The 20,636-nt window shown below is 65.2% G+C and carries 25 protein-coding genes; 14 read left to right on the top strand and 11 right to left on the bottom strand.

Annotation, left to right across the window (positions count from 1 at the left end):
• The first annotated feature begins 23 nt into the window (after positions 1–23).
• On the top strand, positions 24–644 hold the full coding sequence (locus ACXMDY_RS01355; RefSeq protein WP_457767265.1) for a methyltransferase domain-containing protein: 621 nt from the start codon (positions 24–26) through the stop codon (positions 642–644).
• A 7-nt stretch (positions 645–651) separates the two neighbouring features.
• Here ACXMDY_RS01355 and ACXMDY_RS01350 read toward each other — a convergent pair whose 3' ends face one another.
• A complete protein-coding gene (locus ACXMDY_RS01350; protein WP_259726880.1) occupies positions 652–1,092 on the bottom strand; it encodes a hypothetical protein in 441 nt (146 codons plus the stop codon).
• 210 nt (positions 1,093–1,302) lie between these two features.
• On the opposite strand from ACXMDY_RS01350, the gene ACXMDY_RS01345 reads away from it, so the two are divergent.
• On the top strand, positions 1,303–1,500 hold the full coding sequence (locus ACXMDY_RS01345) for a hypothetical protein (protein WP_259701463.1): 198 nt from the start codon (positions 1,303–1,305) through the stop codon (positions 1,498–1,500).
• Between the two features lie 201 nt (positions 1,501–1,701).
• On the opposite strand, the gene ACXMDY_RS01340 is transcribed toward ACXMDY_RS01345, so the two are convergent.
• Entirely contained in the window at positions 1,702–2,406 is a 705-nt protein-coding gene (locus ACXMDY_RS01340; protein WP_457767264.1) for a sensor histidine kinase, read from the bottom strand.
• A gap of 206 nt (positions 2,407–2,612) precedes the next feature.
• Between ACXMDY_RS01340 and ACXMDY_RS01335 the strand changes: the two genes are divergently transcribed.
• The 3 genes from ACXMDY_RS01335 (at position 2,613) to ACXMDY_RS01325 (ending at position 6,943) form a co-directional block, all read left to right on the top strand.
• On the top strand, positions 2,613–3,731 hold the full coding sequence (locus tag ACXMDY_RS01335) for an EamA family transporter (RefSeq protein ID WP_457767263.1): 1,119 nt from the start codon (positions 2,613–2,615) through the stop codon (positions 3,729–3,731).
• A gap of 295 nt (positions 3,732–4,026) precedes the next feature.
• Positions 4,027–4,731, top strand: a complete 705-nt coding sequence (locus ACXMDY_RS01330) for a DUF305 domain-containing protein (protein WP_457767262.1) — start codon at positions 4,027–4,029, stop codon at positions 4,729–4,731.
• A gap of 40 nt (positions 4,732–4,771) precedes the next feature.
• Complete coding sequence (locus ACXMDY_RS01325) at positions 4,772–6,943, top strand: heavy metal translocating P-type ATPase (RefSeq protein ID WP_259701458.1); 2,172 nt, start codon at positions 4,772–4,774, stop codon at positions 6,941–6,943.
• A 142-nt stretch (positions 6,944–7,085) separates the two neighbouring features.
• On the opposite strand, the gene ACXMDY_RS01320 is transcribed toward ACXMDY_RS01325, so the two are convergent.
• The gene (locus ACXMDY_RS01320; protein WP_259701459.1) at positions 7,086–7,301 is read right to left on the bottom strand and encodes a DUF3721 domain-containing protein; all 216 of its coding nucleotides are present in this window, start codon (positions 7,299–7,301) and stop codon (positions 7,086–7,088) included.
• 69 nt (positions 7,302–7,370) lie between these two features.
• Between ACXMDY_RS01320 and ACXMDY_RS01315 the strand changes: the two genes are divergently transcribed.
• The 5 genes from ACXMDY_RS01315 to ACXMDY_RS01295 all read left to right on the top strand — a co-directional run bounded on the left by ACXMDY_RS01315 (position 7,371) and on the right by ACXMDY_RS01295 (position 9,369).
• Positions 7,371–7,775, top strand: a complete 405-nt coding sequence (locus ACXMDY_RS01315; RefSeq protein ID WP_259701460.1) for a heavy metal-responsive transcriptional regulator — start codon at positions 7,371–7,373, stop codon at positions 7,773–7,775.
• Between the two features lie 221 nt (positions 7,776–7,996).
• Positions 7,997–8,377 carry a DUF305 domain-containing protein gene (locus ACXMDY_RS01310; RefSeq protein WP_457767261.1) on the top strand — a complete coding sequence of 127 codons (381 nt, stop codon included), beginning with the start codon at positions 7,997–7,999 and terminating at the stop codon, positions 8,375–8,377.
• A complete protein-coding gene (locus ACXMDY_RS01305) occupies positions 8,374–8,592 on the top strand; it encodes a DUF305 domain-containing protein (protein WP_457767260.1) in 219 nt (72 codons plus the stop codon). The genes ACXMDY_RS01310 and ACXMDY_RS01305 overlap by 4 nt, the downstream gene beginning before the upstream one ends.
• Before the next feature lie 9 nt (positions 8,593–8,601).
• Complete coding sequence (locus tag ACXMDY_RS01300; protein ID WP_259701462.1) at positions 8,602–8,994, top strand: DUF302 domain-containing protein; 393 nt, start codon at positions 8,602–8,604, stop codon at positions 8,992–8,994.
• 177 nt (positions 8,995–9,171) lie between these two features.
• Positions 9,172–9,369 (top strand): hypothetical protein, encoded by a 198-nt coding sequence (locus ACXMDY_RS01295; RefSeq protein ID WP_259701463.1) that lies wholly within the window; start codon positions 9,172–9,174, stop codon positions 9,367–9,369.
• Positions 9,370–9,444: 75 nt separating this feature from the next.
• On the opposite strand, the gene ACXMDY_RS01290 is transcribed toward ACXMDY_RS01295, so the two are convergent.
• Together ACXMDY_RS01290 and ACXMDY_RS01285 are read right to left on the bottom strand one after the other, a co-directional pair.
• Positions 9,445–9,627, bottom strand: a complete 183-nt coding sequence (locus tag ACXMDY_RS01290) for a metallothionein (RefSeq protein WP_259701464.1) — start codon at positions 9,625–9,627, stop codon at positions 9,445–9,447.
• 205 nt (positions 9,628–9,832) lie between these two features.
• Positions 9,833–10,153, bottom strand: coding sequence for an MTH1187 family thiamine-binding protein (locus ACXMDY_RS01285; protein ID WP_259701465.1), 321 nt, complete (start codon positions 10,151–10,153; stop codon positions 9,833–9,835).
• A gap of 152 nt (positions 10,154–10,305) precedes the next feature.
• Here ACXMDY_RS01285 and ACXMDY_RS01280 point away from each other — a divergent pair, with 152 nt between their 5' ends.
• Positions 10,306–10,818: a GNAT family N-acetyltransferase gene (locus ACXMDY_RS01280; RefSeq protein ID WP_259701466.1), complete on the top strand. Its 513-nt coding sequence runs from the start codon at positions 10,306–10,308 to the stop codon at positions 10,816–10,818.
• Positions 10,819–10,941: 123 nt separating this feature from the next.
• On the opposite strand, the gene ACXMDY_RS01275 is transcribed toward ACXMDY_RS01280, so the two are convergent.
• Genes ACXMDY_RS01275 through ACXMDY_RS01255 form a run of 5 tightly spaced genes read right to left on the bottom strand, consistent with a single transcriptional unit; the run spans position 10,942 to position 17,513 of the window.
• Positions 10,942–14,538, bottom strand: a complete 3,597-nt coding sequence (locus ACXMDY_RS01275) for a TM0106 family RecB-like putative nuclease (RefSeq protein WP_259701467.1) — start codon at positions 14,536–14,538, stop codon at positions 10,942–10,944.
• Complete coding sequence (locus tag ACXMDY_RS01270; protein ID WP_259701468.1) at positions 14,538–14,933, bottom strand: hypothetical protein; 396 nt, start codon at positions 14,931–14,933, stop codon at positions 14,538–14,540. Before ACXMDY_RS01270 ends, ACXMDY_RS01275 begins: the two co-directional genes overlap by 1 nt.
• Positions 14,896–15,546 (bottom strand): metallophosphoesterase family protein, encoded by a 651-nt coding sequence (locus ACXMDY_RS01265; protein ID WP_259701469.1) that lies wholly within the window; start codon positions 15,544–15,546, stop codon positions 14,896–14,898. Before ACXMDY_RS01265 ends, ACXMDY_RS01270 begins: the two co-directional genes overlap by 38 nt.
• On the bottom strand, positions 15,533–16,789 hold the full coding sequence (locus ACXMDY_RS01260) for a vWA domain-containing protein (RefSeq protein ID WP_259701470.1): 1,257 nt from the start codon (positions 16,787–16,789) through the stop codon (positions 15,533–15,535). The genes ACXMDY_RS01265 and ACXMDY_RS01260 overlap by 14 nt, the downstream gene beginning before the upstream one ends.
• A gap of 34 nt (positions 16,790–16,823) precedes the next feature.
• Entirely contained in the window at positions 16,824–17,513 is a 690-nt protein-coding gene (locus ACXMDY_RS01255; protein WP_259701471.1) for a MerR family transcriptional regulator, read from the bottom strand.
• Positions 17,514–17,625: 112 nt separating this feature from the next.
• On the opposite strand from ACXMDY_RS01255, the gene ACXMDY_RS01250 reads away from it, so the two are divergent.
• The gene (locus tag ACXMDY_RS01250; RefSeq protein WP_259701472.1) at positions 17,626–18,435 is read left to right on the top strand and encodes a M20/M25/M40 family metallo-hydrolase; all 810 of its coding nucleotides are present in this window, start codon (positions 17,626–17,628) and stop codon (positions 18,433–18,435) included.
• A gap of 381 nt (positions 18,436–18,816) precedes the next feature.
• Positions 18,817–19,203, top strand: coding sequence for a hypothetical protein (locus ACXMDY_RS01245; RefSeq protein WP_259701473.1), 387 nt, complete (start codon positions 18,817–18,819; stop codon positions 19,201–19,203).
• Positions 19,204–19,794: 591 nt separating this feature from the next.
• On the opposite strand, the gene ACXMDY_RS01240 is transcribed toward ACXMDY_RS01245, so the two are convergent.
• Positions 19,795–19,965, bottom strand: a complete 171-nt coding sequence (locus tag ACXMDY_RS01240; protein WP_457767259.1) for a hypothetical protein — start codon at positions 19,963–19,965, stop codon at positions 19,795–19,797.
• Positions 19,966–19,968: 3 nt separating this feature from the next.
• On the opposite strand from ACXMDY_RS01240, the gene ACXMDY_RS01235 reads away from it, so the two are divergent.
• Complete coding sequence (locus tag ACXMDY_RS01235; protein ID WP_457767258.1) at positions 19,969–20,553, top strand: type II toxin-antitoxin system HipA family toxin; 585 nt, start codon at positions 19,969–19,971, stop codon at positions 20,551–20,553.
• Positions 20,554–20,636 lie beyond the last annotated feature (83 nt).

The raw sequence follows: 20,636 nt of genomic DNA, 5'->3' as shown, positions 1-20,636 counted from the left end.
ATCCTGAGCCGCTCTGCCCCTCCGTGCCTGCCGCTGCTGAGAGCTTCTGGAACCGGCGCTACCGGGAAGGCGGCGACGGTTGGGAGCTGGGCCAGCCCGCCCCGCCGCTGAGCCGATTCCTGCGCAGCCACCCCCAGGCGCCCCAGGCGCCTGGCCGGGTGCTCGTGCCTGGCTGCGGCCGCGGCCATGAGGCCGCCCTGCTGGAGACACTCGGCTTCCAAGCCATCGGCCTGGATCTCAGCGAGGTGGCCCTGAGCGAGGCCCGCAGGCTCCATGGCGAGGCCAGAACCAGCCTGCAGTGGCTCCAGGCCGACCTGTTCGACCGGAAGGCCCTCGAAGCAGCGGGTCTCATGGCCGGGAGTATCAACGGGATCGTGGAGCACACCTGTTTCTGCGCCATCGATCCCGGCCAACGGCACGACTACATCGCCACGGTGTGCCGGCTGCTGGCACCGGGTGGCTGGCTGCTGGCTCTGTTCTGGTGCCACAGCCGTCCCGGCGGCCCGCCCTGGGGCAGCGATCCCGAGCTGGTCGAGGCCCAGTTGCGCCAAGGGGGCCTGGTGGCGGAGATCTGGCAGCCGGCCACCGATTCGGTGGATTCGCGCCACGACGAATGGCTCGGCCTCTGGCGCCAGCCCGGCTGAGAGATGGTCAGCAGGCCTGGCGCCACCAGCGCCAGGCCTCCCTGTTGATCAGCAGCCCGAAAACGGTGAGGGCCAGCATCAACACGATCTGATCGAAGCGGGCGTCGGGCACCAGCAGGTCGGCGAGGAGGTGGGGACCATTGGTGATCGAGTAGACGACGCTGAACCAGAAGTGGATCCTTCGCCAGGGTCGCCAGCGCAGCGCCGGAGCGGCCGCGGTGGCGGCGTAGGCGATCAGCACGATCGCGATCAGCGGCAGCAGGAAGTAGCCGAGCATCGCCCCGAACAGCCAGGGCAGTGCCCCCACCGGCAGATGGCTGTGGATCTCCGGCGACTGGCCGTGGAAGAGGGGCATCAGGCCCAGGTCCACGTGGAACAGCATCGCCAGCAGCCAGGCGATCCAGAGGGTGATCAGCCGCAGGGCCGGATTGATCGAAGCCTGGTTCATCACCCCGGAAGCCTGTGGATTCAGTCTGGGGGGAAGGGCGACAGACCCCTTGGAACCGGAGCAACTCGTTGTTGATCCATGCAACGGCTGCGTTGTCTGACCTTGCTGCCCATTAGGTTGGAGAGAAGATTGATGCTGCCTTGTGACTGGATGCGAGCCAGGCCCCGCACAGCCAGGCCAATGATTCCTGCGGAGCCCACCGTTCCATCGATGACGAGCAGCTCGGCAACGGATCGGCCTGCGTTGTTGCCATTCAGCCCATGGCCACGCTGCTGCCCCTGGCTGGTGATCGTGGCCGGTGTGGCGATCGGTCAGGTGCTGGTGGGCTTCTCTGCCTGGCTTTTTCTGGCGATCGGAATCTGCTGCCTGCTCAGCGGCTTCATCACCGGAAAAGACAGCAGAATGTGATAAGAACTCGGGGTGAACTGCACCCAGGAGTTCATTGAAAAACCCGGCAATCTCTGCGCGTGAGTTAATTGCCCCGGATTTGATGCGAGGCCACAAGCCACTTCCGCCCTGCTCACGCCCGTTTCCCACCGATCCCGCCCAGGCCAGGGCGATCTGGTGGTGGTAGAAGCTGAAAACCCAGCTGAACTGTTTTCGTTGCTATCAGCACCACGGCGGTCCGCGCGATTGCGTTAACCAGCGATCGGAAAAACCACGGTGAAGACACTTCCGCATCCCGGCCTGGAAGCGACGGAGATCGTGACCGCGATGGCGGTGAACGATCGCGGTCACGATCGAGAGCCCAAAGCCGGTGCCGCCATGACGTCGTGAGCGCCCTGGATCACTGCGGAAGAAGCGATCGAAGATGCGGTGCTGATCATTCGGTGTGATGCCGATCCCACTGTCCTGCACCTGCAACCACCCACGGTTTCCCTCACGCCTCAGGCTCAGCACCACTTCACCGCCTGGGGGCGTGTATTGAATCGCGTTCTGGAGCAGGTTGGACACGAACCGATAAAGATCTGATTCCACCCCCAAAACGTGGAGATCTTCATCACCATCCACCAGCCTCAGCGAAAGCCCTGCCGCCGCCGCTTCGCTGGTTTCCTCGAGCAGATCGCGCGCGATCAGTGACAAGGAGCACGGCTGCACTGCCGCTGCCACCTCGGGACCATCAAGCCGGGCCAACAACAGCAGGTCACTGATCAAGCGGCTCAGCCGTTGTCCCTGCCCGTAGACCGCTGTCAGCATCAACTCCCTGTCGACGGCGTCATCCGGCGGCTGCGTCCTGTGACCGTCCACCACCGCCAGCAGATTGGCCAGAGGTGCGCGCAGTTCGTGGGCCGCATCGCCAGACCAGAAAACCACCAACTGGCCAGTCCCGCCACCAGCAGGGCAAGCACAACAATCGTCTGAGTCGCCCACCAGAGGCGTTCCCGTTCCGCCTCCAGCCCGCGCAAACTGCGCCCGATCTGCAGGTAGCCCCAATCCAGCTCCCGCGCCTTCGCAGCTGAAAGCACACGTGGATGAGAACGGTGCAAGTGGATCGAATGTGGTGCGAGAGGCTTGAGGCCATGGTCCACGACCACTCCATGAAGGCCAGGGAGAACCCACAACGGCGTGGATTGATCGCCGGTCTGCTGGCCGCCCTGTTCTTCGGCCTCAGCGCTCCGCTGATCAGCGTCTTCAGCCGTGAAGGCTCGCCGCTGACGATCGCAGGGCTGCTCTACGGCGGTGCGGCCTTCGGGCTGCTGATGGTGCGGGGGGTGGTTCGCCAGCAACAGCAGGAGTCCCCCGTTCAGCGCCGAGATCTTCCACCGCTGCTGGGGCTCACCGTGCTGGGCGGGATGGTCGGTCCGATCTGCCTGGTGCAGGGGCTGACCCTGCTTTCGGCGGGCTCCGCCTCGCTGCTGCTGAACCTAGAAGCGGCGTTCACGCTGCTGATCGCGGTGCTGGTCGGCCGCGAACACCTCAGCCGTAGGGGGTTGATCGCGGCCGGGCTGATCCTCTCCGGTGCCGTGCTGCTCACCGAGAGCTCCCTGCACGGAGCCACCCTGCAGGGCTCCCTGCTGATCGCCGGAGCCTGCCTGGCCTGGGGGATCGACAACAACCTGAGCCAGCGCCTGAGCCTGCGCGACCCCCTGCAGATCGCCTTGCTCAAGGCCATCGGGGCTTCCGGCCCCATGCTCCTCCTGGCCCTCGTTGCCGGCGGGTCCCTGCCGGCCTGGCCGGCTCTTGTCGGGTTGTTGGTCATCGGCGCGCTCGGGTACGGGCTCTCGATCTGGCTGGATCTGCTGGCGCTGCGTCACCTGGGTGCGGCCCGCGAAGCCCTCGTGTTTTCCACGGCCCCCTTCGTGGGTCTTCTCTTCTCCCTGCTGGTGCTGCGCGAGCCGTTCACCGGCGCCATGGCGATGGCCGCCGCCGCCATGGTGCTCGGCGTGGCCCTGCTGCTCAAGGAAGATCATTCCCACTGGCATCGGCACCAGACGCTCCGCCATGCCCACCGTCACCGCCACGACCCATCCGGAGGTGACCTCCACCACAGCCACGGGCATCCTGCGGCTGACCAGGGCACAAGCCATCTGCTGCAGGCCTACTGGCATGCCCATGAGCATGAGCATGCCCCGATCGAGCACGAGCACCCGCATGTCAGCGATGGGCATCACCGGCATGGGCACAGCGATCGTCCATGAGTGATTGGCGTTGCTTCCGGCAAGGCAGAGCCGTCAGGGAGGCTCTGCTCATGGCCTGGTCCGCCCGAGCTGTGGGCGGGCATCGAGCGTGGTCACTCCGATCAAGGTGAGACGTGCCTAACCATCACGCCGCCTAGAACGGCTGCCTGCTGTTGGCCTCACCCGGCATGGTGGTGCAGGGGACCGAGCGTGCGCCCCAGACCCAGCACCTGCCGGCACGGGGCTGCTGCGCCCACAGGCCTTGACTCTCCTGCCGAGTGGAGACCATACGGTGAGCAGATCCCATCCAGCCACCATGCGCCCGCCCCTTTTCTCCACCACCCTGATCGGGCTGTTCAGCAGCCTTGCCCTGGTGGCCCCCGCCCTGGCCCAGCCACCCGGTGGCATGAATCACGAAGGCCACCACGACATGCCGGGGATGGCCGCCCCGGCCCATGCCGGCCACGCCCATGACGTCGGTCCGGCCGGCGCCACCTACGACCTGCGTTTCATCGATGGGATGGTGCAGCACCACACCGGGGCGCTGCGCATGAGCGAATTCGTCTTCGGGATCGGATCCCCCGGTGTGGGAGCCCTCGGCAAGACGATCTGGCGCGATCAGGCGGGCGAGATCCGGGCGATGGGCCTCTGGCGCAAGGCCTGGTACCCCCAGGCGCCCGTTTACCCGGTGGCGCTGGCGAGCGGCGGTGATCCCAACAGCCTCTCCGGCCTCACCCGGATGAGCCAGGCCCAGATCGATGGAATGCGGATGATGGGTGAGCTCCCCACCAAGGACAACCGGGTGGTGTGGTTCCTTGAGGGGATGCTCGATCACCACGGCGGGGCGCTGCTGATGGCCCACGACGCCCTGGCCAAGAGCACCAACCCCACCATCCGGCGCTTCGCCAGAGGGGTGATCGTGGCCCAGCGGGCCGAGATCATCGAACTGCGGCGGATGCTGGCGGTGGAGGGATTACGCAAACCCGAGTACCACAACTACGACGCCCTGTTCAGCCTTTGATCCACAGCGACCACAACCTGAGCCCAACCGCAACACCGCCATGAGCACCACTCAGGCCTGCCATCACCACAGCCATCCGCCCGATGGCGCTGGCAAGGCGGGCATGGCCAAGGATCCGATCTGCGGAATGGTCGTGCCGGTGGCCACGGCTCTCACCACCCAGCGCGGCGGCAGGGCCTACTACTTCTGCAGCCAGTCCTGCCTGCAGACCTTCCTGAATCCCGACCGCGAACTGCGCGTCATGCGCCGCCGCGTGGGATTTGTACTCGGCGGGGTGCTGGCGCTGGCGCTGTTGCGGGCCGGGGCCTTCATTGCCCTGGCAGCCGGGGTCAGCCTGATGTCCTGGGTGCCCCTGCCGGCCCTGCCCTGGATGAGCTGGGGGATGTGGCTGTTCGTGCTGGCCACCCCAGTGCAGTTCATCGGTGGCTGGTCGTTCTACACCGGTGCCTGGGCTGCCCTGAAGCGGCGCGCTCTCAACATGGATGTGCTGATCGCCCTGGGCACCTCCGTTGCCTACTTCTACAGCGTGGTGGTGGTCTTCGCGCCCAGCTGGCTGCCGGTTGGCGTCAATGACCGCGACGTCTACTTCGAAGTCTCGGCGGTGGTGATCGCCTTCGTGCTGATGGGCAAGTTCATGGAGGAGATCATCAAGAAACGCTCCTCAGCCGCCGTGCGCAAGCTGCTCGATCTTCAGCCCGCCACGGCCACGGTGATCCGCGACGGCATGGAGATGACCGTGCCCGCCGATGCCATCGACGCAGGCGAGACGGTGCTGGTGCGCCCGGGCGAGAAGATCCCCGCCGATGGAGTGGTGCTCGAAGGCAGCTCCTCGGTGGATGAATCGCTGCTCACCGGTGAATCCCTGCCGGTGGCCAAACAGGCCGGCGCCGAGCTGATCGGTGGCACGGTGAATGGGGCTGGCCTGCTCCGATTTCAGGCCAGCCGGGTGGGAGCCGACACGGCCCTGGCCCAGATCGTGCGAATCGTGGAGGAAGCCCAGGCCAGCACCGCGAGCGTGCAACGGCTGGCCGATCAGGTCACGGGCTGGTTCGTTCCTGCCGTGGTGCTGATCGCCTTTGCCGCCTTTGCGATCTGGGCGCTGGCCGGCCAGTTCAGCAGTGGCCTGCTGGCCTTCATTGCCGTGCTTGTGATCTCCTGCCCCTGCGCCCTCGGCATCGCCACGCCCGCCGCACTGATGGTGGGGGTGGGCAAGGGCGCGGAGCTGGGCATCCTGATCCGCAGCGGCGAAGTGCTGGAGCGGGTCGAGAAGCTCACCACCATGGTGTTCGACAAGACCGGCACCCTCACCCTGGGCAAGCCGATGCTCACCGATCTGGAGCCCCTTGGGAATCTTTCGGAGCAGGAGGTGCTTCAGCTCGCGGGTTCGTTGGAACATGGCTCGGAGCATCCCCTGGCAGCAGCGATCGCCGCTGCCGTTGCTGCGCGCCATCTGGACCTGCTGCCGCTGGAGCAGTTCGAGGCCCAGGTGGGGGAGGGCATCACGGCCAGGCAGGCCGGCAGTGTCGTCTGGTTCGGCAACCGTTCCCTGGCGAGCCGCTTCCTGCCCCGCCTTCCCGAACCTGTGCAGAGCCAGCTTGCTGGGCTCGAGGCCCAGGGGAAAACCGCCATGCTGCTGGGGCAAGCCGATCAGATCCTGGGGTTGATCGCCGTTGCCGATACGGTCAGACCCGAGGCCCGCCAAGCCGTGGAGCTGCTGCGGCGCCGAGGGGTGCGGGTGATCATGCTCAGTGGCGACAACCGCACCACCGCTGAATCCATCGCCCACCAGGTGGGGATCGAGGAGGTGATCGCCGAGGTGCGCCCGGCCGACAAGGCGGCAACGATCAAGGCCCTGCAGCAGGCGGGTCAGGTGGTGGCGATGGTGGGCGATGGCGTCAATGACGCCCCGGCCCTGGCCACGGCCAACATCGGCATCGCCATCGGCTCCGGTTCGGATGTGGCCAAGGAAGCCGGCGACATCATCCTGATCCGCAACGACGTGCGTCTGGTGGTGAGTGCGATCGGCCTGTCGCGGGCCACGATGCGCAAGATCCGCCAGAACCTGTTCTGGGCCTTCATCTACAACGCAATCGGCATTCCGATTGCTGCCTTCGGCTGGCTCAATCCAATGATCGCCGGGGCAGCGATGGCCCTGAGTTCGCTCTCGGTGATCGTCAACTCATCACTGCTGCGGCGGTACAGGGCGGCCTGATCAGGATGGCGGCGTGGCTGGCTTCCTGCCGCTCCGTCGGCCCAGCAACAAACCGATTCAAGAGCCGGCGATCAACAGGGTGAGCATCCCCAGAACCGTTGGTCGGGGGAACGGCTCGGAGCAGGAGTAAGGAGCGGTGGAGTCACTTTTCCTTGGAGACGGCCTTCTGGTAGACATCGAAGTTCTGGCAGGGCATCCATTCCTTGCCCATCGCAAAGGCACCGCTGCAGTTCAGTTGCTTGGCTCGCTGTTCCGCAGCGGCTTTGCTCGGGAACATGTCGTTGGCCTGGGCGCGGGCGGCGCCGGGTGCCAGGGCAACGCCTGCCGAGAGGAGCAGAGCCAGAGCGATGGGATTCACGGACTGCCTGAGGATGAAAAGTGATCGACAATTAGCTTAAACTCTCCTCATGGGTGGAGAGTCAAGACGATGGCGGTCGTTGGCATGAAGATCGGGGCCCTTTCCGGCCGCAGTGGCCTGCCGGTCAAGACCCTGCGCTACTACGAGGACCTGGGCCTGCTGCCAGCGATCGGCCGCAGCGAAGGCGGTTACCGCTTGTTCGCCGAGCAGAGCCTGCAACGCCTGGAGTTCATCCGTCGGCTCAAGACCCTCGGGCTCAGCCTGGAGGAGATCCAGGGCTGCCTGGTCGTGCACGACGCCGGTGCTCTGCCCTGCGGCGACATCGAGATCCAGCTGGGCAGACAGATCGAGCGGATCGATGGCCAGATCAAGGAGCTGCGACAGCTCAGAAAGGAACTGCAGGGATTGCTGGCCGGCTGGCAGAGCGATCCCGCCAAGGATGGGAATGTGATCTGCCCCAATCTTCAGATCTGAAAGCTGATCGTGACGGCCGGCCAGCACGGAACGAATCAGCAACAATTCGATGAAGCAATGACCCAGAGCCGCGGCCAGCGCTCTGCTGCGACCCCATGCTGATAACTGCCAAAAGCAAGGGAGCAGAGCTGATGGGCCAGCACCGATGCACGTTCGGCCAGACCCGTTCGGCTGCGTTCAGACTCGTTGCCGCTGCAGGGCTGGGAGCGGTCGTCCTTTCAGTGGGGGCTCCAGCGCTTTCAGGGCCGCCCCAGGCGGCGGCCCCAGCAGGAAGCGGGATCGGCGTGGGGCGGATGGGCACCCAGACGATGGATCAGCACTTCATCGTGATGATGATTCCTCACCATGACGGGGCCATCGCCATGGCCGATCTTGCCCTCACCCGCGCGAAGCGGCCCGAGATCAAGGAGTTGGCGAGGAGCATCAAGGCCAGCCAGACACAGGAGAACGCCCAGATGCGTGCCTGGTACCGGCAGTGGTTCAGTCAGCCCGTGCCCAGCTGGGGACCGGGCAAGGGCTGGGGTTGGCAGGGGGCAGGGGCGGCCCGATGGGGATGGGTGGTGGCATGGGTATGGGGATGGGACACATGGGCGGGGGTATGAACCTCTCAGCCCTGAGCACAGCCCCGGACTTCGACCGGGCTTTCATCGAGCAGATGATTCCGCACCACCAAATGGGCGTGATGATGGCCACGATGGCCCAGACGAACAGCCAGCATCCGCAGCTGCGGGCGATGCAGCAGGCCATGGTGAAGGCCCAGAGCCGGGAGATCGAGCAGATGACCCAGTGGTACCGCAGCTGGTACGGCACATCCTGAACACCTCCCATGGATCCGTTCTTCATCCTCGATACACCGAAATCTTTCCTGGAGGCCAGCGCCGCCCTCCAGGAGGCTGCGGTGGATCAGGGCTTCGGCGTGCTGGCCGTGCATGATCTGGGAAACACCCTGCGCAGCAAGGGCCTGCCGTTTCCGGAGCAGTGCCGCATCTTTGAGGTATGCAACCCTCAGCAGGCCGCCGCAGTGCTCAGCACCACGATGGCGCTCAACATGGCTCTGCCCTGCCGGATTTCCGTCTACACCGAAGCCGGCCAGACCCGCATCGGCATGATCCGCCCTGAGGCGGTGCTCGCCAGCCTCTCGGCCGATCCCTCCCTGAGGGAAGTGGCCCGAGCGGTGGAGGCCTCCACCACGGCGATCATCGAGGCCGCTGCGGCTTAGCGGTCCGTGGCAACCACCCTTTCGGCTGACATCTCGATCGAGAAAGCCTGAACCGGCAGCGTTTCGATTGGGCACAGTGGCCGGATCAGCTGGCTTCCGAGAACAGCAACGGCTTTCCATCAGCCAACGATCGGAGTGACCCTCAGGCCGCAGACGGCGGACCCCACCGTTCGATCGATGACGAGCAGCTCGGCAACGGATCGGCCTGCGTTGTTGCCATTCAGCCCATGGCCACGCTGCTGCCCCTGGCTGGTGATCGTGGCCGGTGTGGCGATCGGTCAGGTGCTGGTGGGCTTCTCTGCCTGGCTTTTCCTGGCGATCGGAATCTGCTGCCTGCTCAGCGGCTTCATCACCGGAAAAGACAGCAGAATGTGACAAGAACTCGGGGTGAAATGTGCCCAGGAGTTCATTGAAAAACCCGGCGATCGCTGCCGCAGCGGCGGAGCTGATTCAGCCATGGCATTCACAGCCACAGCCGGCGTGGCAGGGCTCTCCGTTGGGGTGCCCCTTGGCGCAGACATCGCTGCAGAACAGCAGGGCGCCGTTGCGGAACGGGCTGTCCGCTTGCACCGTGCAGTGGCAGCCAGGGCAGGCGCACACCAGGGTGGCGGGTCTCTCCAGGGTGGTGGTCATGGCCTCTCCTTGCTGAGTGACGTTGCATCCAGTCTGACCCCACCGGCGCTCGGAAGGAGTGGCTTGCCGTACTGACAATCAAAGCTGGCGGATCTATCGATGAATCAGAGGCCACGACCAGGGCAGCTCGCGAGCCCAGACCTTGCAACCGGCCCAAGCCTTTGGCTTCTCGGGAGCAGTAGGGCGCCAGGCACGGGGCGCCTTTTTATTGGCCCCTTTCATGCTGTTGCAGGAGCAATGCCTCAACGCTGGCCACCTTGTCTTCCAGCGTCTGGTCACGATCGGTGCGGGTGTTGAGCTTCACGGTGGTGAAGATGCGGGGGGCGCCCATGGCGTGCACGGCCGCATGGCAGGCCTCGATTGCTGAGAACACCGGCGCCCACTCGCCCTCGATCGCGGTGCCGTTGGGGTGCAGCTGGATCTTGAGGCCGGCGTCGAGCAGCACCCGTTCACAGGCAGCGATGTAGGGCGCCAGGTTGACGCCGACCCCGATCGGCACAACGCAGAGATCGACGATCACCTTCATCCAGTGCCTCCGGAGCCTTCCTTGAGAAGGTTCCATCCTGCTGGCCCCTCTGCCTCCGGGCCATCAAGGCAGCTGGCTTCAGCGGCAGAGTGTGTGGGGACAGGCGGCGGTGGATGGCCTCCTCCGCGCCCGGCCTCCCAGTCGAAGCGGCCATGACCTCTCCGCAACTGATCCGTTCCTTTGAGCCAGCCGACTGGCCGGGGGTGTGGGGCCTGCTGGAGCCGGTGTTCCGTGCCGGCGAAACCTTCCCCCACGACCCGGCGATCACTGAAGCCGCGGCGAGAGGCCTCTGGGTGGAGCAGAGCCAGGCGGTGATGGTGGCCGTCGATGCAGGTGGGGCCGTGGTGGGGAGTTACTACCTCAGGCCCAATTCCCTGTGCCTCGGTGCCCACGTGGCCAATGCCGGTTATGTGGTGGCCGAAGCGTGCCGGGGGCAAGGCCTCGGCAGCAGCCTCTGCCAGCACTCGCTCCAGGCGGCCCGGCGGCTGGGGTTCCGGGCGATGCAGTTCAACCTGGTGGTGAGCACCAACACCGCCGGCATCCGCTGCTGGAAGCGCAACGGCTTCCGCACCGTCGGCGTTCTGCCCGGGGCGTTTCACCACAGGCAGCTCGGCTACGTGGATGCCCTGGTGATGGTTCAGGAGCTGCTCCGATCGGCTGGCTGAATCGCCGGCACCGGCCCAGAACTGGCCTGATCCAGCAGCGCCTGCTCACAAGCGTGAGGGGAGGGTCGATGCCATCCCTCCACGATTGCGGTGCCTGAGCCCTTCCCGTTTCAGCGCTCGGCGTCAGCTGGATGACGTCCGCATCGGCTCGCCGGCTCCAGCCTGAATCAGGCGGCAGAGGCGGTTGAGCTGGGCAGCCTCCTCCACGGTGTTGGCCAGGCCCGAGGCCAGGCTGGGTGAGCCCACCACGATCGAGAGGCACTGGGCGCGGCTGATTGCCACATTCAGCCGGTTGGGCTCCAGCAGAAAACCCAGGCCACGGGGGGCGCAGTCGCCATCGCTGGCGGTGAGGGAATGGATGGCCACCGGTGCCTCCTGGCCCTGGAAGCGGTCGACGGTGCCGACGCGGGCCCGTTGGCCAAGCCGCTGCTGCAGCCGATTGACCTGAACGTTGTAGGGCGCGGTCACCAGAATGTCGTTTGGGCTCAGCACCCCCCGATGTTCCCCGCCGCGGCGGGCATAGCAGTAGCCGTTGCCCAGCAACGCCTCCACCAGCTGCTCGATCCGATCGATCTCCGGCTCACAGCAAACGCTGCAGCCGCTGTGGGGCACCGCTTCAAAGACAAGCCCCTGGCCCGGCATGGGCAGGCCGCTGCGGCCGAGGAAGGGTTCACGCCAGCGGATGTGGTTACTGGCATTGGCTGGATGAGCCTGCAGGCGGCCGTCATAGAAGAGCTCCGAAACCATGGCGGTGAGGCTCGGCTCCATCCGCCAACTGGTGGAGAGAAACACGCCACGATCACCAGGCACCACCGCCCGGCCCTGCATCAGGTAGTCGAGGCAGGAGAGGCCGCTTTCGCCGGGATGGTCGGCCTGGGAGGGCTGGGCCAGTTGCTGCTGGTCGCCCACCAGCAGGACCCCTCGGGCGCAGTGGGCCATCACCAGCAGGTTGGCCAGGGACATCTGACCCGCCTCATCAATCACCAGCCAGTCGAAGGCCTCCTCCATCACGGGGCGAGCGAACATCCAGGCCGTGCCGCCCACCACGGCCATCGAGCCAGTGAGTGCATCGGGTTTGCAGAGCGCCACGGGCTGGCCGACCAGACCTTTGTCGTCTTTAGCGGTGCTGCATTTCACCACCTGCTGGCTGAGGCAACGGGCGGCGCAGCTGCTGTGGGCCTTGAGCAGCAGGTTGTTGATCGCTGCGTGGCTGTTCGAGCTGATCGCCACCCGCAGACCGCGCTGCACCAACTCGGCGATCATCTCGGCGGTGACGGTGGTCTTGCCCGTGCCTGGCGGGCCCTGGAGAGCGAGGGTCAGATCGCTGTGGGAGGCCAGAAACCCTGCCAACTCGGCGGGCAAAGCACTCGGATCGGCCGCGAGGGCGGCATTGAGCGGTACCAGCGGCTGCACGGCACGGCGCTCAAGCAGGTGAACGATGGCGGCCGGGATGGGCTTGTCACCATCCATCCAGCTCTCGGCCTGGCTCAGCAGGCTTTCCCGCAGAGATTTGCTGATGTCTTCTGGCACTTTGATCAGGGCCAGGGGGCCCTTGGGAATCTCCACGTCCAGCCCGTTGGCCTGCCGCTTCTCTCTGGCGCTCCAGGGGTACTTGAGCGTGAGGCTGCCCCGCTCGCCGTCGATCACCACGGCCGAAAGCTTCTGGCCGGTCTCGGGGATCTCCAACTTGATGGGCCCATCTCCCAGGGCGACATGGAGTTTGAGGGTCTGACTCGGATCGAAGCAGAAGGTGTGCAGGTCGGCCCCGGTGCGGGCACTGGGAACGCTTTCGGCGCTTTGCCAGACGGCGCCGTTGATCGCCTCGCCATCGGCGTCGAGTTCCTCTGGACTCTGCAGGGCCTTGCCCCTGCGATCGAAGTAGGCCCACCAGGCAACCTTGGCCTCGCGGTGATGGAACGGCAGCAGCTGGGCCAGCAGGCGCTGCACCCGCCAGCTCAGGCCCCGGGGGCCCGGTTGCTCCTGGGCGAGCAGCTCGGCTTCTGGGGCATTTGCGGCTGGATCGCTCTGGAGCGGCTCGGGCAACTCGGCGATCAACCTGGCACTGAGGGCTTCCAGGGGCCAGGGTTCTGCCTCAGGGCGTTCTTCGTCGGGATGGTCGAGCGGTTGATCGGGCAGGCCCTGGGCGCGGCGCAGCTCCAGCAGCCAGTCATGCAGCAGCACGGTGGAGACGCAATCGTCGCGGTTGTAGTCCTCGATGGCCTGAAGCCTGGGGCTGGCTTCTGGGGCTGCGCCCGGCAGGGAAGGCTCACCGGAGGACTGCCAGTGCAGGTAAGCGACGACGGAATCACCGGCATTGGTGACATCGGCGCCGCGGGGGCCCATGTAGAGCCCCTCCACCTTCTTGATCGAGTAGCTGCCCTCACCGAGCACGATCGAGCGGGTGACGATCGGCAGCAGGTCACAGAGCAGATCACTGCGCAACCAGTTGTCGATCACCGCCTCTCGGGTGGAATGCTGTTGGGAGAGGCGGCGCATCGCCGACTTTTCATAGCTGGCGTAGTGGTAGACGTGCAGGCCTGGATGACGGCGCCTTCGTTCCTCCACCCAATCCACAAACCCCTCAAAGGCCCGCTTTTCTCCCAGGGGGCTATGACCCCACCAGGCGATGAAGGCTGCCGACTCAGCCGGCGCCTCCCGGTAGCAGGCCCCAAAGAGGTATTCGAGCTTCTTGGCGGCAACGGCATCCTGGAGTCCCTCCATGTCGAACCAGATGTCGCCGGCATCGGCGGCGGGGAGGGCGGCTAAGCCCTTGCCCGGCTGCAGGGGGCGCACCAGGAAGGCGGGCTTGCCATCGGCCCCATGGGGTGTGAGTTGCAGCTGGGCCTGCTGACGCAGCTCGAACAGGATCTCGGCCGCAAGGCCAGCGATGCTGGCGCCGGGTGCCAGTGCCGCCAGCTGCTCGATCGTGTGGATGCCGGCGGTCTTGAGCTTGAGGCGCTGGGTCTGGCGCATGTTGGCCACCAGCACGAGATCCCGCTCGGCAATCAGGCGCTCCTCGATGAAGGCGCTCCAGCTGCCGAGATCACCGGGTTCATCCTCCGGCGGCGAGGCGGAATCGAAGGAAGCACAGAAATCGCGGTAGCGGTTGCGGAGCTGCTGGTACCAGGCCCAGAAACGATCGGTGTCATAGGTCTGGAAGCGGCCACCACCGAGAAACAACTCGAAGCGATCGGGCCGTTGCCCCAGCAATGGGGTGAGCAGCTCGACGTAGGCACAGGCCTGGACCAGAAAAGTGGTGCGTGGCTTACTGGCCAGCTTGCATTCGATCGGGATGTAGCTCCAGTCGCCGAGATCTGAGGGCTGGGGAATCCTGCGCAGCACGTCGGCCGAGCCGCGGATCTCTCCGTTGTTCAGTGAGGCCTGATGGATGAAGTCAAACCCTGCTGCCATCGCCTCGCGGGTGGCGACGTAATCAGCCTCGTTCTGCTTGCCGGCCAGGCGGGCGATGCGATAGCCCTCGGCTTCCAACCTGTTGAGCAACACCTGCTCAAGGCGCAGACCATCGGCGAACAGTTGCTCATCAAGGGATGAGGGAGGTGGTTGCTCGCCCGTGAAAAGCCCCCTGGCTTTGAGCTCCTCCCACCAGGCACCTGTCCGGGGGCTGCGGCTGAAAAGGGCGAGTTGGCTGGGGGTGATGGAGCGGGAACCGGTTCCAGGGCCTACTTGACCCTCAGGAGGGTTGTCAACGGACTCAGGCATCATTCATGTTCTCTTCTATAGACGGTTTCCCAAGTTCCAGCCTCACGCTGATGCTCCTCATCCAGCGGAGGGACCACAAGCATCATCGTCCCCATGGCTCTATAGAGCTGGTGCAGCGGAGCCATTGTTTGCCAGAGGTTGTGCTTGCGCTTGACAAGGTTGGCCACGTCCTGGCCAATCCAGACGAGCTGCTGGAAGGGTGCGTCGGTGGGATGCAGGCTAAGAATCTCATCGAGGGTGAGGGCCTGCACGACTGGAGACAGCGCCTCATCTAACAGCAGGTAATGAAAGGGGCTGTCGATGGCCAGATCACGCGCCTCATGGAAGTAATCCAAGTAGTGCAGATCTCCGGTTACCTCATAAGGCCGCCTCAATTGGCTCTGGTAAAAGTTCAAGCCGCAAGGTGGTCAACACCCCACTGCAGAACGCCCCCGTATCAATCCCGATCCGATGCGGCAACCGCGTCACCTTGTAGTCATGTCGAAAGGTATGCCCATGCACCACGGTGTAGGGCAACCCGTGGGGCTTGGTGAGAAACGGCCGCCGGATCCAGATCAGATCGTCTGTGGCCTGGTGCTCCAGGCGGATGCCGGGGCGCACGCCGGCATGGACGAACAGATAGTTACCGCGGATGGCTGTGAACGGCAGCTGCTCGAACCAGTCCCGGCGCTCGCGGGCCAGGGGCAGGAGGTCGGGGTTGCCGCCGTTGCACAGCCACAAGTTCACGTCCTGGTCCTGCGCTCTTGGCGCCAGCGCATTCAGCAGCATCTGCTCGTGGTTGCCCCGCAGCACCGTCACCGCCGCCAGGCCGAAGGCGCCAGGGTTCTCCTGCAGCTGCCAGACCCGCTCCAACACCTTGCGATCCCCCTCGGCTTCGGGGGCCCGATCGATCAGGTCCCCCAGGAAGATCAGCTCCGCCCCCGTGTCCAGGTGCGGCCTGAGTTCCTGCTCCAGCAGGGAGGCGCAACCGTGCACATCCCCGATCGCCACCAGCTCAGGTCTGTTCATCGTCGCCCTCCCAGACGTTCAGGCTGGAGCGCTGCGACTCCCGCTTCAGGTTCTTGCGGCTGCGGTTCGGGTCGCTCTTGAGCATGGCCAGCTTTTCGTTCAGCAGGTCGAGCTCCCGCGAGAGCCTGGGGCTGGCTGGCATCGCCGACAACTCCTCATAGAGCTGGCTCAGGTTGAGGGTGGCGCTGCTGACATCCCCCCGATCAAGCTCGGCGATCACATGTCTGCGCTCCCGGTTGGCCCGCAGCAGCGCCAGTTGTTCAGCCACCGCCTCATCGGGGTCCAACTGCTTGATCTCCTCGCTGTCCATCACCGGCAAGGTCAGATGCTCGATCAGGGTCTGGCGTTCGCTGCCACCGGGAGCCTCCCAGGCCAGACGCACGCTGAGGATCTCCTGATTGGGGATCCAGGCGGGCAGCTTGAGCTGCACACCCACATTGAGCTCCTGGCCGGCGCGCAGGTTGGGGAGCTGGTGGTTGCCCGCACCGGTGGGCCTGAGGTCGTTGAGCAGATCGACCACCTCGGCGCCATGCTTGCCGCGCACCCCCAGGCTCACCCGCCGCCCGATGGTGGTGGCCAGGCCCTGAAGCTCGGAGGCGTAGAGATCGGCCAGCTGGCTGGGGCTTTCGATGTGGGCCAGGGTGCCATCGCCTGCAGCGGCCATGGCCCCCATCAGGTCTTCATCGAAGTCCGCCCCCAGGCCAAAGGCACTGGTGCTGATGCCCCGCTGGGTGAGACCCGCCACCTTGACGCCGATCTCGGTGGTGTCAGTGAGGCCATGATTCGCCTGGCCATCGGAGAGCAGCAGCACCCGGTTCAGTTGGGCGGCGTCGAGGTGTTCGGCCACCTGGGTGGCTCCAGCCAGCCAGCCATCGAAGAGGGCCGTGGAGCCACCGCTGTGGATCGTGTTGATCGCGGCGATGAAGGGCTGGGGATCGGTGACAAGCGTGGAAGGAACGACAACCTGCACCTCGTCGTCGAAGCTGACGATGGCGAGGCGATCACGGTTGGTGAGTTCACCGGCCAGGAAGCGGGCTGCCTTGCGGGCATAGCTGAGCTTGGTGCCGCCCATCGAGCCGGAGCGGTCGATCACCAGGGCCAGGTTCAGCGGCGGGCGCTGCTGACGTTGGGGCTCAGCCAGCAGGGCTGGGGGTGTGATCGTGAGCAGCAGATCAAGGCTTGACGGGCGATCAGAAGCAACCGCCGGCCGCAGGGGCCGGAAGCGCAGGGTGGGTTGGGTCATGGCTGGGTTGGCGGTGGTACCAGGAAAAAGGGATTCAGCTGAAGGGGTCGTCGATCAGTTCGTTGAGCCGATCCAGCAGACGCTTGAGCCACTGCTGACGGCGGGAACCGGCAGGCGGAAGGGAAACGGATTCGCGGACGTGAACTTCGATCCCGGGGGCGAGGGTGAAGCGCAGCCAGCGGCTGGAGGCCTCCCGAGTGCTGCCCCCGAAGCGGGAGCCAGATGGAGAACGTTCCGAACGGGCCTGGGTGGAGAGGGGTTCGCTGAGCATCCCGAGAACGGGACTGAGCGAATGGGTTTTGCTCAACAGGTGGGCAGGGAAGTCGTCGTTGGTTGGGGTGGATTCCTTTGAGGACTGCAGATCCTGGAGGTAGTCGAGGGCGGCACGGGAAGCCGGCGGGGAAGAAACGGTGGCCGCCGCCCCCACCCCATCGAGCAGCTCCAGCTGTTGCTCCAGATCGGCGTCGGCCAGAACGCAGAGGGGAGCAATGGCCGAAAGACTGAGACCGCGCCGGGCCAGGGCACGCACCAACACCAATTGCAGGAGGTGGCGGTGGGAATAGACCGCACTGCGGCCCTCCTTGCCGGGGCGATCGATCAACCCCTGGGTGGCGTAGAGACGCACGGTGCGAGATGAGATCACCTCTCCCAGCAGCTTGCCGGCAACGAGGAGGAGTTCCTCGAGGCCGTAGAGGGCGTCAGCTGGAGTGGAGACCTTCACCATCGCTCAATTATGCACACTTGCATTGCAGGTGTCAAGCGATTAAGCTTGATCCCCCAGTGACCAACTCGCCATCAACCACCCCGCCCCCGACCACGTACAAGGCCACACCCGCTTGCTGGAGCACTTGCAGCACCTGGCCCGGCCCCGCCATGCCCGCTGGGATCCCCTGGGCCTGATGGCGGTGCGCGCCTACTTGGGCGAACAGCTGGGCGCCCTGGGGCCGGTGGAGGAGCGCCACTTCCGTGAGGGGATCGATGCGGGCACCAACCTGATCCTCAAGCTCCCTGGTCAGCGCCCGGAGCTCGATCCCCTACTGGTGGCGGCCCACTACGACGGCCCCTTGCACTCGATCGGCGCCGACGACAACGCCTCCGGTCTGGCGGCCCTGATCGAGCTGGCGGTGCACTGGAAGGCCCAGCCGTCCCGAAGGCCGATGTGGATCGTGGCCTTCGATCAGGAGGAATGGGGCATGGTCGGCAGCAGCGCCCTGGCCCGCGAACTCCAGGCCAGCGGCCAGAAGTTGAAGTTGATGGTGAGTCTGGAGATGCTTGCCTACACCGCCGCCACCCAGAGCTATCCCCATCCGGCGATGCGGGCGCTCTACGGCGATCGGGGCGACTTCATCGCCGTGGTGGGCAACCTAGGCGCCGCAACGATGTTGCCTGGCCTGGCGAGCCACATGGGGAAGCACGTGGTCACCAAGGTGCTGCCGGTGCCCGATGCCGGCCGCTCGATGCCCGATGTGCGCCTGAGCGACCACAGCCCCTTCTGGGATGCGGGCTACGACGCCGTGATGGTCACCGACACCTCCTTCCTGCGCAACCCGCACTACCACCAGATGAGCGACACCATCGACACCCTCGATCTGCCCTTTCTCGCCGCTGTCACCGAGGGGTTGAAGGCGGGGCTGGGGGCGCTCTGAGCACCAGTGGTGATGGGGTGTGGCCCAGGAGTGAGGTTTGCCGTACTGACAGCACGGCCAAACGGCACGATCCATGAATCAGGGGAAACAACCAGGGCGGAGAGCGAGCCCAGACCCTGCAACCGGTCCGAGCCCTTTGCTTCTGTGCAGCAGATGGGCGCCCGACAAGGGTCGGCCTGCATTGTTGCTGAGCAACCAAACCACCGGCTTCAAGGCAGGGGCCAGGCCAGGCAGACGGCATCAGGCTGACGGTGCTGGGCTGCTGCTGTTGCCTGCGGTTGGCGGGGGAGTTGACAGGGGCTCTTGACTCGATCAGCTGCTGCGTGGAACAGCTGATTAACATTTCGCTGCTTACTGACATCCGGCATCTGACTTCTGGCCATGGCGCGACCATCCGTTCAGACCATCTCCGCCCAGCTTGGCGTGAGCCTGATCACCGTTTTGGCCTGCGATCCTGGCTGGGCCCAGCAGAAGGGCTACGGCCAGACCTTCGGGACCACCCCAAGGGAGGGTGAGATCTACGACAACTACGTCAAGCCCGGGGCCGGAGGCGGCCAGCCGCTCAGTTCCCCCAACATTCTGGGTGTGCTGGAAAGGCTGAGTGGCGCCCCTGCCAAGCCCAATCCCACACCTCCCGGATCAGCGATCGACCAGGCCATCAGGTCTTTCGACGCAAAGGCTGATCCTGCCGGTCCGACGTCTTCCCCGCAGTTGCCGATGTCTCTGCCATCCCAGCGACAAGCCGGATCACCAGATCAGACGCAGTGAAACCGACGCAATGAAAGGAGAGGGCCATGGCGTGGCCAGGCAACAAACTCAAAACACAGGACTAAACGCACAGGCCTCAACACACAGGCCTCAACGCACAGGCGTAGTCATCCCTGCTGTGATGGTCGCCAGTCAACAGAGCCGTTCTCGTTCCTCCGGCAATCAGCAGGAGACCATTGAGGGGTGAGCATCAACCTGGCGCTGCTGGAAGACGGCCTGGCCATCGCTGAGGGCAGAGTGGACAGTCATGAAAAGAGCCCGGCGACAAGGGCACCGGGCTCTGAAGCGGTTTGGTTGGTGGGGGCGGAGCTGCTGACGCTGGCGCCTGGGGCTAGTTGACTAGTGGGACCTCCCGTTGGGCCCGGGGCACCTGAGGCAGAGCCGTTAACGGTGCGATGGACGATGCCGAGGCTGATCAGACAGCCGCGACACACCAGGGAAGTCAGCGATCCGTCGAGCGTGTTGGAGCAGGGACCGGATCGTCAGCGCGCTCCTGGCTGCTGCTCAGGTGGGGTGTCTTCCATGGTCTGGAGCCTCCCGGTTGCCGATGAACTCACAATCGGCCCACCGGCTGGCTGGGGCAATAGGCCTTTATGCCTGAGTCAGCCAGCCCCGGATCCTGGCCAGCCGGCCCGCTTCCTGGACCGCCACGACGGAGCGCTTGGCACGGCGTTTCAGGTCGTCCTGGCCCTGGGCCCGCAGCAGGTAGGCCTCCATCGCTTCCAGGATTTCGATCACGGTCAACCTCCAGGATTCGGCCATTGGTTGCTGAAATTGGATGGTGTGAGCGGCAACAAAGACAAGGAGCTGGAGGATCCCCAGGGCTATGGGGTGATCGAGTTCGCCTACAACCAGATGGCTGAGGCTGCCGGGATCACGATGAGTGAATGTCGCCTGCTGGAGGAAAAGAACCGCCGCCATTTCATGACGCGACGCTTTGATCGTGATGCCGCTGGAGCCAGGCTCCACATGCAATCGCTTGGCGCCATGGCCCATCTTGACTACAACGAACCGGGCAGCTCCAGCTACGAGCAGGCCTTTGTCGTGATGCGCCAGCTGCGCCTGCCCATGCAGGCCACCGAAGAGCAGTTCCGCCGCATGGTGTTCAATCTTGCCGCCCGCAACCAAGATGATCACGTCAAGAACATCGCCTTTCTGATGGATCGCCAAGGCCAGTGGTCGCTTTCACCGGCTTTTGATGTCACCTGGAGCTTCAATCCCCAGGGCGACTGGACGGCCACCCATCAGATGTCTGTCAATGGCAAGCGCGATCAATTCAACCGCGCCGATCTTGAAGTCGTTGGCCGCACGGCCCAGCTCAAGCGTGGCCGCGCCGAAACCATTGCCTAGCAGGTCATCACCGCGGTGCGAGCTTGGCCCCGCTTTGCGGCGGAAGCGGGAGTGCCTGAGGCCACCTGGAGCGAGATTCAGAG

This window comes from Cyanobium sp. ULC082 (assembly GCF_977927535.1).
Note: the sequence above shows the minus strand (reverse complement) of the source record. Positions and strands in the feature narration are given on the sequence as shown.